The sequence below is a fragment of the Sphingobacterium kitahiroshimense genome (assembly GCF_025961315.1).
Taxonomy (GTDB): Bacteria; Bacteroidota; Bacteroidia; order Sphingobacteriales; family Sphingobacteriaceae; genus Sphingobacterium; species Sphingobacterium anhuiense.
This window is the reverse complement of sequence record NZ_JAOQNK010000001.1, coordinates 1,602,654-1,617,907: the sequence shown is the minus strand read 5'-3', so window position 1 is coordinate 1,617,907 and position 15,254 is coordinate 1,602,654. Positions and strand designations below refer to the sequence as shown.

The 15,254-nt window shown below is 32.5% G+C and carries 11 protein-coding genes; 5 read left to right on the top strand and 6 right to left on the bottom strand.

Annotation, left to right across the window (positions count from 1 at the left end; translation table 11 throughout):
* Window positions 1–10 precede the first annotated feature (10 nt).
* The 5 genes from M2265_RS07365 to M2265_RS07345 are packed head-to-tail and all read left to right on the top strand — an operon-like array spanning window position 11 to window position 6,335.
* Window positions 11–889, top strand: coding sequence for a DUF4007 family protein (locus M2265_RS07365; RefSeq protein WP_132771223.1), 879 nt, complete (start codon window positions 11–13; stop codon window positions 887–889).
* Window positions 864–4,112: a hypothetical protein gene (locus M2265_RS07360; protein WP_132771224.1), complete on the top strand. Its 3,249-nt coding sequence runs from the start codon at window positions 864–866 to the stop codon at window positions 4,110–4,112. The genes M2265_RS07365 and M2265_RS07360 overlap by 26 nt, the downstream gene beginning before the upstream one ends.
* 14 nt (window positions 4,113–4,126) lie before the next feature.
* On the top strand, window positions 4,127–5,236 hold the full coding sequence (locus M2265_RS07355; RefSeq protein WP_132771225.1) for a phosphoadenosine phosphosulfate reductase family protein: 1,110 nt from the start codon (window positions 4,127–4,129) through the stop codon (window positions 5,234–5,236).
* 3 nt (window positions 5,237–5,239) lie between these two features.
* On the top strand, window positions 5,240–5,947 hold the full coding sequence (locus tag M2265_RS07350) for a hypothetical protein (RefSeq protein WP_132771226.1): 708 nt from the start codon (window positions 5,240–5,242) through the stop codon (window positions 5,945–5,947).
* Window positions 5,948–5,951: 4 nt separating this feature from the next.
* Window positions 5,952–6,335 carry a nucleoside 2-deoxyribosyltransferase domain-containing protein gene (locus tag M2265_RS07345; protein ID WP_132771227.1) on the top strand — a complete coding sequence of 128 codons (384 nt, stop codon included), beginning with the start codon at window positions 5,952–5,954 and terminating at the stop codon, window positions 6,333–6,335.
* 35 nt (window positions 6,336–6,370) lie between these two features.
* Here M2265_RS07345 and M2265_RS07340 read toward each other — a convergent pair whose 3' ends face one another.
* From M2265_RS07340 to M2265_RS07315, 6 genes are all read right to left on the bottom strand, one after another.
* The gene (locus M2265_RS07340; RefSeq protein WP_132771228.1) at window positions 6,371–6,934 is read right to left on the bottom strand and encodes a glycoside hydrolase family 15; all 564 of its coding nucleotides are present in this window, start codon (window positions 6,932–6,934) and stop codon (window positions 6,371–6,373) included.
* Between the two features lie 5 nt (window positions 6,935–6,939).
* On the bottom strand, window positions 6,940–9,072 hold the full coding sequence (locus M2265_RS07335; RefSeq protein WP_132771229.1) for an AAA family ATPase: 2,133 nt from the start codon (window positions 9,070–9,072) through the stop codon (window positions 6,940–6,942).
* Window positions 9,069–9,302, bottom strand: coding sequence for a hypothetical protein (locus tag M2265_RS07330; protein WP_132771230.1), 234 nt, complete (start codon window positions 9,300–9,302; stop codon window positions 9,069–9,071). Before M2265_RS07330 ends, M2265_RS07335 begins: the two co-directional genes overlap by 4 nt.
* Window positions 9,295–11,529, bottom strand: coding sequence for a DEAD/DEAH box helicase family protein (locus M2265_RS07325; protein ID WP_132771231.1), 2,235 nt, complete (start codon window positions 11,527–11,529; stop codon window positions 9,295–9,297). Before M2265_RS07325 ends, M2265_RS07330 begins: the two co-directional genes overlap by 8 nt.
* A gap of 195 nt (window positions 11,530–11,724) precedes the next feature.
* Window positions 11,725–14,013, bottom strand: a complete 2,289-nt coding sequence (locus tag M2265_RS07320) for a DUF262 domain-containing protein (RefSeq protein ID WP_132771232.1) — start codon at window positions 14,011–14,013, stop codon at window positions 11,725–11,727.
* On the bottom strand, window positions 14,010–15,245 hold the full coding sequence (locus tag M2265_RS07315) for a putative phage abortive infection protein (RefSeq protein ID WP_207902462.1): 1,236 nt from the start codon (window positions 15,243–15,245) through the stop codon (window positions 14,010–14,012). Before M2265_RS07315 ends, M2265_RS07320 begins: the two co-directional genes overlap by 4 nt.
* Window positions 15,246–15,254: the final 9 nt, after the last annotated feature.

The window sequence follows — 15,254 nt, the reverse complement described above, 5'->3', positions numbered from 1 at the left end:
AATACAATTCATGAAAAAATTTTCATTCTCAGGGCACGAAACATTTGCGTGTAAAATATATTGGTTAAAGAAGGGATATGATTTCATCCTGTCTGGTAAGAAATTTACCGACGAAGATGCAGTTGTTGAACTTGGGGTAGGTAAGAATATGGTTACTTCGATTCGCTTTTGGCTCAAAGCCTTTGGTATAGTTGATGATAACGATGAAACTACACAATTAGCAGATTACCTATTTGGTGATCAAGGTGTCGATTTATACTTAGAGGATCCTTTGAGTTTATGGTTATTGCATTATCAGCTTATTAAGCAAGAGAAAGCAAGTATCTATAGCTTAGTTTTTAACTTCTTTAGACGTGAGCGTGCCGAATTTACACGTGAACAACTGAAGAAATTCTTGAAACGTAAGATTGAGGAAAATAAAGGAACATTTAGTGAGAAAACTTTAGATTCAGATATCAAAGCATTCCTTAATAATTACCTTTCCGGCAACTCAAATGAAGTCGAAGAAGGCTTTATTAATATCCTACAAGAACTTGGTCTTATCACTTCATTAAAACGACACGATGACAATGATCATCTTGTCGAGTGGTATCGATTTGATACTAGCCCAAAACAAGATTTACCAATCGAAGCGTTGTTATATGTGATATTGGACAATACTGATTATGGATCATCTATTAGCTTATCATCACTCGCTAATGATCCCACATCTTTAGGTAATGTATTTCTACTTACTGAAACAACTTTAGCACAAAGACTACAACAGATTCCCTCAGCTTATGGGGTATATACGGAGACAGCAGGTAATCCAGTTCTTCAAGTAAATGAAGGGTTAGATAGCATACAATTATTGAGAAACTACTATGAAATTGAAAATGCAGGACTATAATTATTCACCATCCGTCAATATTATTCGTGACAAGGATCGGGAAATTGCTTATATCCCGACGATCAATGGTCAGCGTTCTTTTGAGCAGATTGTAGAATCATCTCGCTTAGGAGCGCGTGCTTTCACTCTGGTAGGTGCATATGGTACAGGTAAGTCTACATTTATGTGGGCTTTAGGAAAAGCTGTTGAAAAGAACAATGATTACTTTGATCATTTTGATTATATATTAAGAGGGTATACAAACTATGAACTTTTTGATTTAGTAGGGGAGCACTCATCTGTTAAAAAAGCTTTTTCAAAGTCTTTACGTTCTAACACAGATGATGTATTAACAGCATTAGATGTTAAAGCAAAAGCTTTACAAGCTGAAAAGAAAGCTTTAATTATCCGCATTGATGAGTTTGGAAAATATTTAGAATACGCCGCTAAGAATAATCCAGAAGCAGATTTCTATTTTTTACAGCAATTAGCTGAAATGATCAATGATCAACAGCGAAATCTTGTATTGATTACAACATTGCATCAAGACTTTGCAGCATATGCTTATCAATTAAGCGATGCTAATCGCAAAGAATGGTTGAAAGTTAAAGGTCGCTTCAAAGAAATTCCTTTCAATGAGCCTGCAGAGCAACTACTACTTATCGCAGGTGAGAAGCTTAAAAATAACAACTACCAAGTTGATGCAAAGACGATCACTCATTTATTGAAAACGATCGAACGTGCTAAAGCTTTTCCACTAAAGGATTATTTCAACAAGACTGTTGCAAATAACCTAGCTCCGTTAGATCTGCTGTCAGGAAGTATCTTGACACTTGCTCTACAACGCTATGGTCAAAATGAACGCTCATTATTTACCTTTTTAGAGTTCAATGACTATAATGGCATTGGTCAATTTTTAAATGAGGGTGCGAATAAGTTTTATAGTTTATCACATGTCTATGATTATCTCGTTTATCATTTCTACGCACAATTAACGGTACATCAAAATCCAGATTATAGAGCTTGGAGATTGATGTTAGACAATATTGAGCGTGTCGAGGGGTTATTGGATGGAGATCAATTGATATTAGGGAGACATCTCGTTAAAATTATCGGTCTTTTAAGCCTTTTTGGTCGTAAATCACTGATCGTCGATGAACAGTTCTTAACAGATTATTGTACTATAACGTTAGGATTAGACGATACAAAGGAAACTTTACGATTGATGGAGCAGGCTAAAGTGATTCGCTTTCGCACACATAATAATCGATACGTTCTCATCGAAGGCACCGATGTTGATATTGATAGCGCTATCGAAGAAGCTAAATATCATCTTCCTGAGATTACGAGTATCAGTCAATACATCAATAAAACATTTTCTTTTCCGGCGATGTTGGCTAAGAAATACTTATTGGAAAAAGGTACACCACGATACTTCGAATTCAAACTATCCGATGAACCCATTAGTAAACAACCAAAGGATGAGGTAGATGGTTATATCAACCTTGTTTTTTCAACAACAAGCTCAGAAGAGTCTATTCGTCTCGTTAGTGATGTTCAGCAAGAAGCTATTCTTTATATTTATTTTAAAAACACAAGTGCAATCGTTGATCAGATTCAATTGATTGAGCAAATTAAAATTGCCAGAAACAAATTTGAAGGTGATCGTGTAGCTAGAAATGAGTTTGATACTTTATATGCTCATCATAGTGAATTATTGAAAAAATACGTGCTGGACTGTTTCAACGAGATTGATCCAACGCAGATTAAACTATATTATAAAGGTGAAGATCTTGCGAACAGGATTAAAGATCGTAAATCGTTAAATACTTATCTCAGTCATATCGTATCCGATATCTATCGCGATACGCCATATTTCTTGAATGAGATGGTCAATAAAACACGACTTTCATCATCTATTTCTACTGCTCGTAAGACTTTATTTACCCAACTGATATTACAAAGTGATCAGGAAAACTTAGGTTATGCCTCGCATTTATTTCCACCGGACAAAACTATTTATCTAGCTTTATTAAAGCAAAATGGTTTCCATAGAGCTATAGATGGTCATTGGCAATTGGCAGAGCCTACAACTGAAAGTTTCGCACCTATATGGGCTATTTTCGTAGCTTTCCTGGACTCGGCTAAGCAAGCTAAGCGTTCGCTTCAAGATTTGGTGGAACATTTGGTTGTAAAGCCTTTTAAGGTCAAAAAAGGATTAGTTGATTTCTTGCTGCCTTTATTTCTACTGGTTAAAAAAGAAAATTATGCGTTGTATTATCAAGGTACACGGTTTATTCCAGAGCTTACGATAGATACATTAGAACTATTAATTCGTAAACCAGCAGATTACAGTATCAAAGCATTTAATATTGAGGGCTTACGTCTTGAGGTGTTCAATCACTATAGAGATCTACTAAGTCAGGCTTCTTCAGATACATTATCATCTAAAAGTTTTATCGATACGATTGTTCCTTTCTTAACATTTTATCGTGATCTTCCTATATTTGCGCAGAAAACTAATAAAATTACAAAAGAAGCACAACGTCTTCGAGATGCTATTACGAAGGCAACAGATCCAGAGAAATCATTCTTCGAAGATTTCCCGCAGGCCATTGGTTATTCTATGGCTGAGTTAAATAAAGAATCAGAGAAATTAAATGTTTATTTTGATGAATTGAGACATGCCATCAAAGAGATACAATTAAGTTACGATGCTTTATTAGAGCGTTACGAAAGTTATATCACTTCCGAGGTGTTAGGTCTTCGTAAAGAACTACCGTTTGAGTCTTGGAGGGAGAAATTACAACAGCGCTTTAAGCAAGTCAAAGCACATGTAATGGCACCCCATCTTAAAACATTTTTGCAACGTATCAATTCACCATTAGATGATAAGAAGGCGTGGCTTAGTTCGGTTGCTCAGGTGATCTTAGGTAAATCTTTAGAGCAAATAGAAGATCATGAGGAAGAGGTATTGCACCGCAAATTTAAGGATTGGGTTGAAGAATTGGATAACTATACCGATATTGTTAAGGAGGTCAATGAAACTGATTTAAATCATGCTTTCAAGATACAATTGACTAATATAGGAACAGGTACACAAAGTCGAGTAGTCAAGGTGAATAAATCAAAATTTGATCAAGTCGTTAAAAAACAAGAATTAATGACGGCATCATTGACTGATGACAAAAATTTGAATATCTTTATTCTGACGCGGATGTTGGAGGAGCAACTCAAAAAATAGAAGGAAAGACAAGTATGGCACGCAAAGTAAGACATTTATTAGGTATATCAGGAGGTAAGGACAGTGCTGCCCTTGCCATCTATATGAAAAATCATTATCCTGAACTTGACGTCGAATATTACACAACAGATACAGGTAAGGAGCTTGAAGAAACTTATCAGCTGATCGATAACTTAGAAGTATACTTAGGTAAAAAGATACACTTGCTTGTTGCCGCTGAGGATAGTCATCAAAATCCTTTCGATCATTTCTATGAAATATTTGGAGGTTACTTACCATCATCACAATCGAGATGGTGTACCAAAAAGCTAAAGCTAGATCCTTTTGAAGATTTTGTTGGCGACGATCTTGTTATTTCCTATGTGGGTATTCGGGGAGATGAAGATCGTGAGGGCTATATTTCTAAAAAGCAGAATATACAGTCCATATTTCCTTTCCGTCAAAACATTTGGAGTGTCGATGTCATGCAGATGGCTTTTGACAATGTCAATATGCCATTGATAGAATCATATTATGCGCAATTTGAAGATGCGGCAGCAATAGAGCGCATCTTTGAAGTCGTCAGGACACCATTGTCCAAATCCTTTTTAATGGAAGAGAAAGTCAAGTTATTACTTGATTTAGATACGCCATTATTTAATAAAGTGATTTATCAGTTTTTGCAGATTACGGATAAGCCAATGGCCCATGAAACTGACTTTCCACTTTTAGATAATGACGATATCTTAATCAAAGCAGATATTTTCAAAATTCTAAGGGAAAGTGGAGTAGGAGTACCAGCATATTATGAACCCATCGAGTTTGAAGTAGATGGGAAAAAGGGTACTTATTCCCGTAGTCGATCAGGTTGCTTCTTTTGCTTTTTCCAGCAGAAGATAGAATGGGTTTGGTTATTAGAACAACATCCCGATCGTTTTGCTAAAGCGATGGAATACGAAAAAGAAGGTTATTCTTGGATGGACGAACCTTTAGAAGATCTCGCTAAACCTGAGCGTGTAGCACAGATCAAGCGAGATTATATTAAACGTCAGGAACGAGCTAAAAAGGCTACTGCTGCTAATTCTAATTTATTAATGGATATCCTCACCGATGAAGGTGATGGATGTATTGCCTGTTTTGTTTAGATTATGAGTGATTTTGTAACGTCATTAAAAGAGTTTGTTTGGGATATTATTGGATTTCTTATTCCAGGTTTTTTGTTTTTGATTGTTCTCAATTTCTTTTTACTTGATTCAATTGGGATCAATAATAACTTTTTATTTGATTGGAGCATATTTAATGTTGATTACTTAGTTATTGTTATTTCTTATGTATTTGGATTTGTGGTTTATTCTATGTCAAAATATAAAACTATTATTCAGGATTGTTTTAATAATTTTTTGATTAATCTATTTAAGCCTACTTCTACAAGTAATTTAAAGAAGTTGATAGAAAACAGAATGTCTGATAAATGGGAAACAGACTTGAAAAATTCAGAAATATTTGAGGAAGCAAAGTTGTTCTTGAATGGTGAAGGTATTACCAGAGTTCATAATATGGAAGTTGATGATATTAGAAATATTTTAATATCAAGAAATCAAGGTTTGGATCAGAAAGTTTATACATTTATGTTTAGATCGTCTTTATTTGATAATATTGAAACAATGATGTTATTTATGCCTTTACTAGGCACTATTCAATTTGTGTTGGGTTATTTAAATATTCATTTTCTGAAAATGGATAATCAATTTTTAGTAATATATGTAATTTTGTTAATATTTTCTGGATTACTTGGAAACTCTAAAAGATTTTTCTATTCAATTGCGAAAAAAATTCCTTTTTCATATTTAAAATAACACGGTGAATAAATTATATTTAGCAGGTGGTTTTATTGGAGGTTGGCAGGATGAGGTTATAAAGCAATTACAAAATAATTTTATCATTTTTGATCCTCTTGGTCATGCACTAAAAGAATCCAATAAATATACTCATTGGGACTTATTTTATGTGGACAAATGTGATATCCTCTTTGGTTATATGTCTGAAAGTAATCCTTCCGGATATGGATTAGCACTTGAGATAGGATATGCTAGGGCTAAAAATAAGCTTATTATTTTAGTTGATGAAAGATCAAAGAAAGATAATTTATTTAAGAAATATTTTGCAATATGTCATGAGTCAACTGATGTAATTTGTAGTTCTTTACAAGAAGCTATTGAATATCTAAAAGCCTTTAAATTTTAAAAGGCTTTTAGATATCAACTTTTACAATTGATATTTTATAACTCTTCTAGATCGGTATTACTATTTTGTCTGGCATTTGGAATTAAGTCTAATATAACATCTAAAAAACCTGTATTTTTATAATAAAAATTAGGATTAATTTTTATTTTTTCTTCCATTTTATGAAACCCATAATTTGCATATTTCTCCATACAGTCAATTAAATAGTCTACAGCTTTTCTTGTATTAATTTCTCCTTTTTCAAGTGCTATTAGGTCCAGGTTTTCTGTTTTAGCTATCAATGCGGTAAAAATATATTCTCTTAGTTTAGGATATCCTTTTCTAAGCTTTTTAGAATCCAGATTACCCCAGAATTGAATCGGTTGGCCAAGGACTTTGGTCGTTTCGTTTAATTCTTTTTGTCCATTTGAATATAATCCTATAAAGAAAGCATAAATATAAAGCTCATACCCAGCTCCAAATATTTTTCCTTTACTCGACATTGATTCTACTGATCCACCTCCATATTCCGTAAATGGCCTCAGCAGTATTTCCTCAAAGTACACTTCAAATTTTGGGTTTCTTTTTGCCCAAACATCGTATAAATTTTCCTTTGCCATTTGTGTTATTTTATAGGTGTTATTTTTGTTTGTATTGTGGATAAATCCAAATTGTCGAATGGACGTAGTTTTTCTATTCTATAAATTTGACAGTTTTGAGATTCTATTTTAAGGTTATCTAACTTACCATCTTCAGTAAGAAAACTTTTAGTGAATATTATACATTGTTTGTTAATATTAGATATGATTTTAAAAAAATCACTTTCTTTTTGTGGAGAAAATGAACTTGTAGGAGCATCAAAGATTAATGGGTAATCATTTTCCCGTTTTATAGCTGTTAAGTCTGATACTGCAAATAATACAGACATATACATTGTTGTTTTTAAGGCTTGGTTTGGGCTTGATATAAAAGTACCATTTTTATCAACTAGTGTTATTTTTGTATTCTTTTTGTCAATTTCTATTATCCTAATTATACCAAAAAATCCATCAATATTTAATTTTTCAAGATATTTATTAGCCCTTTCTTCTAAGAGATTTAGGAAATCTTGTGTGTTTTTATCTTTGGCATTTATAAAAGCATTTTTTATTTTATTCAAGGCACTATGAATTTTGCGATATGTATCAGCAAAAGATCCTTTTGCTAAATTGTTATATCTTTCTTGATATTCTTCTAATTCTTTTTCTTTTCTGCTTAGTTCATTTTCTAGGATAGTTATTTGATTGTCAGCGTCACTTTTATTGTTCCACCAGTTATTTATATTTTGGTAAGAATTTTGTAACTGCTCTTCCGTTAAACGATCATTTTGAGCTAAAAGTTTTCTTTTGTTATCTTCGTCTTTATTAATACTTTCTTGAAACTTACTAGATTCAAGTTTTCTAGCTTCATTAAATTCAATATAGTCTTTTATTGTATTTAAAAGATTATTGATATCGCTTTGATCATACTCTAGGTGATTACTTTTTTGTTCTAATTCTTTTAGAAAGTTATTAGAAAATAAAGGTTTTTCTATTTCATTTTTAGGCTGTTGGCTATCTAGTAGTTCCTGTAGTTTATGTATCATAAAGTTGTGTGCGTCAGACCCCTCTTCTGCTTCACGTCCACATACTTTACAAAACTGATCTTTAATCATTTCTTGCATAGAGATTTTATCAGGAACATTAGGAGATAGCGGGATTATGCCCTCCGCTATTTCTTTAGCTAGTTCTTTTTTGCCTTTTATTTTATCTTCCTCTCGTTCAAGTCGTCGTTTTTCTTTACTGAAGATCGATACTTTTTCTTGAAATTCATTGAATGTTGATGAGAAATCACAGAGTATCCACATATCGTCTAGAAGCTTTATAGAATAATCTTCATTTATATGTCTGTCATTTTGATATTTCTTATCTTTAAATGCTTTTAATCGGTCGTTTATATCTTTTAATAATGAGCTAGCTTCTTTACTATTCTCTAATTCACTTAATTTACTTGAATAATTAGCGGAATTTTCTCTGTTACTTCTTAATCTTTTGCGAATATCACTTAATTCTTTTCTTACATCATTTAGTTTTGCACTTAACTCTTTTTCCTGATGCGAGTTTTGACTATCTGATTTCATAGCTTTTTCAAAAGCTTTGTTAGATAGAGTTTCGGCATATTCAGTAAAGCCTAGGTTGTGTTCATCTTCACTACAGTATGGGGCAAATTGACTGATATTTGAGAAAGTGTCTATTAAATACTGTAGTGCATCCGGATTATTAAAAACATTTAAATTTTCTTCGCCTTTGAATAGACAATATTTACGTATTGCTGCTTCAAAACATCGGTCTAATAATCTTCCACCTTGAATTGGAATTCGTTCTGAACCATTGTTTTCAAAACCTTTAAATTGAAAGTCAGAAACTTTAATCTCATTATTTGATTCTTTAGAAAATTGAAAAGATTTTTCTAAAATCTTTTCTCCGTCATGATCAAAGGTCATTGTAACACGAAGTACATCGCTTTCAAATTCAGGTAACTCTGATATTTTTTTCTCGGAAATAAGCTGTTTATCTAATTTTTGAGATGTTGTATCAAATAGCCATTCTAATGCCTCAAAGAATGTTGTCTTACCATCCCCATTGTCTCCTATGAAAATTACTAATCCATCATTGAATTTGATAGTATTTATGCCATAATAACTTCGAAAGTTTTCAATAGTTATTTCTTTGATAATCATAGTATATTTTGATTTAAATAGTTGATAATTTCATTGTAGGTTTCTTTATAAACTCCTTTGTCCGGATTTCCATCTATTCCTTCAATTATTTTTGCTACTGTAACTACAATAGGGTTTTCAGAGTTTAATGCATTTTCTATTGTCGTATATTCGTCAGAGTTGTATTCATAAAAGAAACTTAGTTTTTCATCGGAAAGTACGAGATGAAGCATTTTATTTTTATTATTCATTATTATATAGGTTTAAATCGTAATAATTCATGGTATCTAAAAGTATATTCAATGTATATGAGCTGTTCTCAGCTAGAGAGGCAAAGTTATTTACACGCTCTAATTCTTTTTTAAGCATATTTCTTTCCATTTTATAACTTTCATTATGGGTCTTTATTTTAGGGATCACAACTAGGTCGTGTATATATGCAAATGGTTTATCAACATGATTTCTTAATATTCTACCACGACGCTGAACGAATTGTCGTGGGTTACCTGTGCTTGCGCAAAAGATGGCGAGTTCAGAACGAGGAACGTCAACTCCTTCGTCTAAACATTTCATCGAAGTTAGTACGTCTATTTCACCATTCGCAAATTGTTCTAATACCAGGTCTTTATTATTAGTTCCCGAAATGAATTGTTTAATTGTAACACGACTACCAGTTTCTTTAACAGCATTAGTAAAAACATCAATAAGATGTACTGCCTCGATATCAGTGTCTGTAATTTCTTTTTCGGAGTATATATCTGTTTCAAAATAGTCATTGGGGTCGTTTCCTTCAGGGACGTAAATCAAAGTATATTTTAAATTTCCTTTCTTTGCGTATTCATATTTTAAAATGTCACGGAATACGGATATTTTATTATAAGCTTTATGTACAATTCTTTTTCTTGCCAATAATAGAGCTGTTAAAATGGAGTTGTTGACAAAGTTATCAGTATCAGAGTTATAAAATTTTGAAATTTTTAGAGATAAATCCATATAATCTTTCATTTCAGATTCAGTGAGAGAAACTAAGTGTGGGTAGTAATAATAACGACACAACACCTTTCTTTCTATCGCTTCCTTCATTGAGTATTCAAACGTATATTCTTTTTCGCTATTAAAGAAAGAAAACATTTTTAAGTTGCCCTCAAAATCATATTGCCTTTCGGGTGTGGCAGAAAGGCCAATTCTTCGTTTATAGGTTATTTTATCAAGTAGCTTGATTAATCTGCTTGAGCCCATATTATGACATTCATCTGCAATGAGAAGTGTTTTAGGTGATAATAGATTTAATTCGATAAATGTACTATCTTTTGCAAATGAGGCGTATGTAGAAATAATAATATAAGATACTTGCTCTGTTGGAAAGAGCTTTTCACGAGTTAGAATTGCTGCTAAATGATCTTTCCAATGCACCTTCGAATAAACTTTAATTATTGATTTGAAGTTGAATTTTTTACACTCATTTTCCCATTGGTTTACGAGTGTGATAGTAGGGACAAGTATTAATGCTTTGTAATAGCCTGTTTTTTTATATACTTCAAGCAGACAGTTGAGAGATGTAATTGTTTTTCCTGTACCCGTCGCCATTGCAAATAAGCCTTGCTGTTGATTATTCTTCCAATTTTCAAAAGCTTGTTGTTGATATTTCCTTGGTCCCTCATCATAAGGAAATCTTGGCATGGACATTCTTTTTTCTATTTCATCCTCAATTCGTTCAATTGTCTTCTTTAATTTGGAGTTGAATGAAAGTTTACTCTTTTTTTTAAGTAATTCCTTTTCCTGTATAAGTAGATCATCTACATCCTTTCCTCCAAACTGTTTTTTAATAGCAACTTCAATATCGCTCGGTGAAAGATATTCCACCTCATTGTCAGATTCCGAAGTGTAATTGTCGATAACTTTTAGTTGTTTTCTTACCAATGTATGAGAACGTCCGTCTTCCCAATCTAAAAAAGCTTCTAGCTCTTCAAGATTTTCAGACAAACCGTTCCAAGTAAAATTGCAAGATGCTTTATACCCAACATAATTAGCTCCGTCAAAGAAAACACCAGATTTGTAGTGAGCAATTCCTCTACCTGCTTTTGGTTTAATAATTGTGATTTCTATTCTTTTTTTTGCGATCAAATAAGCTAAACATTCGAAAAAATGTCTATCGTATTCATTTAGTGTTGCTGCTAATTGAACAATATCACTTAGATCAAATAGACCTACGGGGAACTCACTTTGTTGTGCTTTTTCAAGGGCTTCTTTATCTTTTTTTGAAAGTAAATGGTTTATTACCATTCTCATTTTTCCACCCTGACTTATAAATGTTGCAAAACCTAAAGCAAGTAAATTTATAGCAGCAGAGCTGAAATATCCCAATAATAAGTGGAATTCGGAGCTATTAGTAAGTCCATCCAAATAAAATTGCCTAGGATCATCTTCAGAACCTGTTTTATAATCTCTATCTTTGGACCAATCGCAATCTTTAAGCATTTTAATTAAATTAGTATTATTTAAAAATATACTATTTGAAATCTATAATTTTATGGTTTCCCGTATTATATGTTAATTTCTTATTAGACCTTACTTAGCTTTTGTCTGTTTTTTACTAATTATATTTCTGTACAATATAAACACATGGGTTCATATTGTAGAAAAACAATTTATTTTTTGAGAGGGTGCTACAGGTTAATCTAACCAAGTTATAACTCTATCCCATAAAGCTTCCAATATTTTTTCCGACCTAGCTTCTACAATATATCTATCCCATTTTTGATTTGGTGGAATATTAAGTAACGGACGAATATGATCTGCATATTTTGCCTTTTGTAATATTGCTAAATTACCAGCGCTTAGTGTGATTCCCTCTGCGGTCGCTTTATTTGTTAGTTCAACTAAGCGAGTAGGGTCTTGTTCTCCAAGGTGTTTGTAATACAATTGCTTTTCATGCCAACCTTTATTACTAGCACTAGTGTTAACCCCTTTCGGTAATAGAGTTAAGTTTCCTAATGAATTAAACATTTCGTCTTCCTCATAAAGAGAATTATCCCAATCACCTTTATTCTTTTCGGGTGCTATATGTTCAATTGAATTTAACTCTTCATTTGTCCACTTTTCCAACCTAAGGTAATCAGATTTGCCAGGTGTTGATTTTTTAAACAGACCAGGTTTATTGTCGTCTGGTATAGTATCATGAGCAGCATTTCTTAAAGCAAACTTGCAAATGCTATATGACGTCTTATAGCCGCAGTATGAAGTTGCTTTAGCTAACCAGTCTTTTTTATCTTTGTGAGGAAGTGCACTTTTTAAGTATGATTTGATTGATGCAACATCAAATGGACCATTTTCCAACCAGGTATGACTTTCTATATTAGCTTTTGTGGAACCACGAAAATAAGTACGGTATGCATCATCAAGACCAGAATTTGATTGGCTTGATCTCCAAATGATATAAAAAGCAGATATAGCTTTTACGATGGATGTAAAATTGGCTACAGAATTTTCTTTTCCTTCTACAAGTTCATGATAAAATGTACCTAAAAAAGTAATCGCCATTTTATGGTTACTATCTTTTAAGAATAAAAGTAATAAGGAGGTCAGCTCTGCATCGGCACTACCTATTAGTGTACTCAATGGAACGTCATCCTTTGCTTTGTATTTATTCCAAATTGCGTCGTAAAATTCAGTGTAATTGCCAAAGAATTTGATAAAATCTGTTTTTTCATTAAGATCAGGTAGTTGATTGTAGGTCGCATCTAACCATTTTCTTTGTGCACTAAAATGAGTAGCCAGTTTTTTACCCTCAATCGGTAGTGCAAATGAAGTTAATAACTCATTTGTTAATTTGCTTTTTTGAGCCGCACTGGATAAATTTTCAAAAGCCTTTTCAATCTTGGTAAAATAGTCGTTTTCAGAAGATTCCTTGAAATTAGGTATAGTCTGTACAACAATAGGTTTAAAAGTTTCAATGGCAGTTAATGGCGTACCTGTAGCGTTTAAAGATTGAAACATATCAAAAGCCCAATCATCGTTTGCTGGTTTTATGATTGTAAAACAACAACGATCTAACAAGTAATGACAAACGGCGAATGTTTGAACTAAGGATGATAGGTTGTACGCGTACGAATTTTTATCAGTCACATCACCGGTGGTCAATATCTCTCTTAAAGATATACGTTCATATTGCCATAAATTATCCTCATCTATTTTTGTTAGAATAGTGGTAGCGTCACAAAATTCAGAGTTATCTACATGAGCTAATGCTACTCTTTTCATTAACCATCCATGAACTTCCTTTAGATTTCGACCAGCGTTTGATTGCTTATCAAATGTTGGCATTTCACCTTTATTGAAAAAATAATCAATAAAAGCATTCAGATAGCTTGCTATTTGGGAATGATAACTTTCATTTTTCTCTTCCTTCATTACCCACTTATCTACGTTACCACGTATTATTTTGGGTTTTATACGTGGAGTACCTCGAGTTAAGTCTACACCAAATATTGATTGTAATTTTTCCTTCCAAGCATTACATGCTTCATCAATTTCTAAAGTTATCTCTTCTTGGTCGTATTGGGCATCCAATTTTTTTGAAGCCTTATCTAACCTTTCCTGTATAATTAATATTTGATTGTAGAGTAAAGCTGATATTAGTGCAATTGTAGATAACCTTTGTTGACCATCAATAACTTTCTCTATAGCAGGAGGGAGAGCCTTAGTATCTTGAGGTTGAATATTATTTTTATCAGACTCGGTTACTGTTATTATGGTGCCCAAAAATCGTATTTGATTATCGGTACTGTTGTCAGACAATTCTTCTATTCCTTTAGAAATATCTTCTAACAGTTGTTCAATATTAGACGAATCCCAACTGTATTCACGTTGATATAATGGAATATAAAATCCTACTCCAGGTTGTTGAAAGTATTCGTAAATACTTCTATTTTCCGTGTTAAATGCTTTGTCTATGTTAATCATTTTGCAACATTTGCTGAATTAATATTTTGAAACCTCTTTTTTATCTCGGTCCATTCGAATAGAATGTTGTTTTCTGAATTTTTCTCATTATTGCCAAATACTTCATCTGGTGTTCTATAAAAATCAGCAAGTGGTTTTGGCAAGCTCTTTAAAATTGGATATTTAATTAATAAACTTTCTTTAGATTTCTCTTTCTCTAACCAAGGCGTTCCTAAGACGGACAGTGCATTATAATAGAGAAAAGCTTGCTCATAAGTTGACAATTGAGATCTAATAGTGGTAATATAATTATTCTTTGCATCGCCATTACTTGTATCTGGACAATGTGTATCCACAAATGAAACTAATTGAAATATATGTCGCACATAGTGACTTAAGTTCCCCATATGGCCCTGAAAAGGTATGTAGTCGTATTGAAATATTACTTTTTCATTATTGAATTCTACTTCTAAATTTTGATGTAAATTTTTTCTGTAGTTTTTTTGGGTTTCTAAAATTCTATTTGACAGATTTTTAAATATTGGTTTTGTTTCATCATCTAAGATGTCATTTATTAATCGACTTGAAGTTTGACCAATTCCAAAGAAAAAAATCAGATAGGCAATGTTATATATTTTCTCGGCTGGAATTTCGATTTCATTTTTATGGATTTTTAAGTCATTTAAGCAATAAAAATATATGAATCGTAGCTCACTAAATAATCGAGAAAAAGTTTTTCTGCCAGTAACATTATTGTTAATACTTATTTGATCCACGTTGTCGCGGTGAACCCGTAACATTTCATAAAATTTGTTTTCAAAACGTTCTATTTTAAGATCATATCCTTGTTGTTGATTTGCCTTATATTGAACCCAAAATGCTAAAAATGTTAATATTGCTGCGGCAATACCAATAATTGGTGCAGAAAAGCCCCCTAGTGTATCTCCAATTACCCCTGTTTCCGCTGGATTGTTCTGATACAATAGACTGTTTAAATAGAAATAATAAAATGTAGGAATAATTGCTAACATAGTTATTGTAACTAATACGGCAATATTTAGTGTTGAAAATAGTTTATTGAGTTTTATAAACGCAATGTCCATCTTATTTGTGAATACAAAATAAATCACATACAGCCAGCCGAATAACCCATGAAAAATAGCATATCCTATTGAACTATTTCTGCTCCAAGAGACTACTATTGCAATTAATACTCCTAATGAGGCTACAGTCAATAGTGTGGTAGACTTCATTGAAGTGCT

Excerpts from the sequence above, each read along its gene's own strand:
- M2265_RS07365 (WP_132771223.1), top strand. The coding sequence starts at position 11 with ATGAAAAAATTTTCATTCTCAGGGCACGAAACATTTGCGTGTAAAATA.
- M2265_RS07360 (WP_132771224.1), top strand. The coding sequence starts at position 864 with ATGAAATTGAAAATGCAGGACTATAATTATTCACCATCCGTCAATATT.
- M2265_RS07355 (WP_132771225.1), top strand. The coding sequence starts at position 4,127 with ATGGCACGCAAAGTAAGACATTTATTAGGTATATCAGGAGGTAAGGAC.
- M2265_RS07350 (WP_132771226.1), top strand. The coding sequence starts at position 5,240 with ATGAGTGATTTTGTAACGTCATTAAAAGAGTTTGTTTGGGATATTATT.
- M2265_RS07340 (WP_132771228.1), bottom strand. The coding sequence starts at position 6,934 with ATGGCAAAGGAAAATTTATACGATGTTTGGGCAAAAAGAAACCCAAAA.
- M2265_RS07335 (WP_132771229.1), bottom strand. The coding sequence starts at position 9,072 with ATGATTATCAAAGAAATAACTATTGAAAACTTTCGAAGTTATTATGGC.
- M2265_RS07330 (WP_132771230.1), bottom strand. The coding sequence starts at position 9,302 with ATGAATAATAAAAATAAAATGCTTCATCTCGTACTTTCCGATGAAAAA.
- M2265_RS07325 (WP_132771231.1), bottom strand. The coding sequence starts at position 11,529 with ATGCTTAAAGATTGCGATTGGTCCAAAGATAGAGATTATAAAACAGGT.
- M2265_RS07320 (WP_132771232.1), bottom strand. The coding sequence starts at position 14,013 with ATGATTAACATAGACAAAGCATTTAACACGGAAAATAGAAGTATTTAC.
- M2265_RS07315 (WP_207902462.1), bottom strand. The coding sequence starts at position 15,245 with ATGAAGTCTACCACACTATTGACTGTAGCCTCATTAGGAGTATTAATT.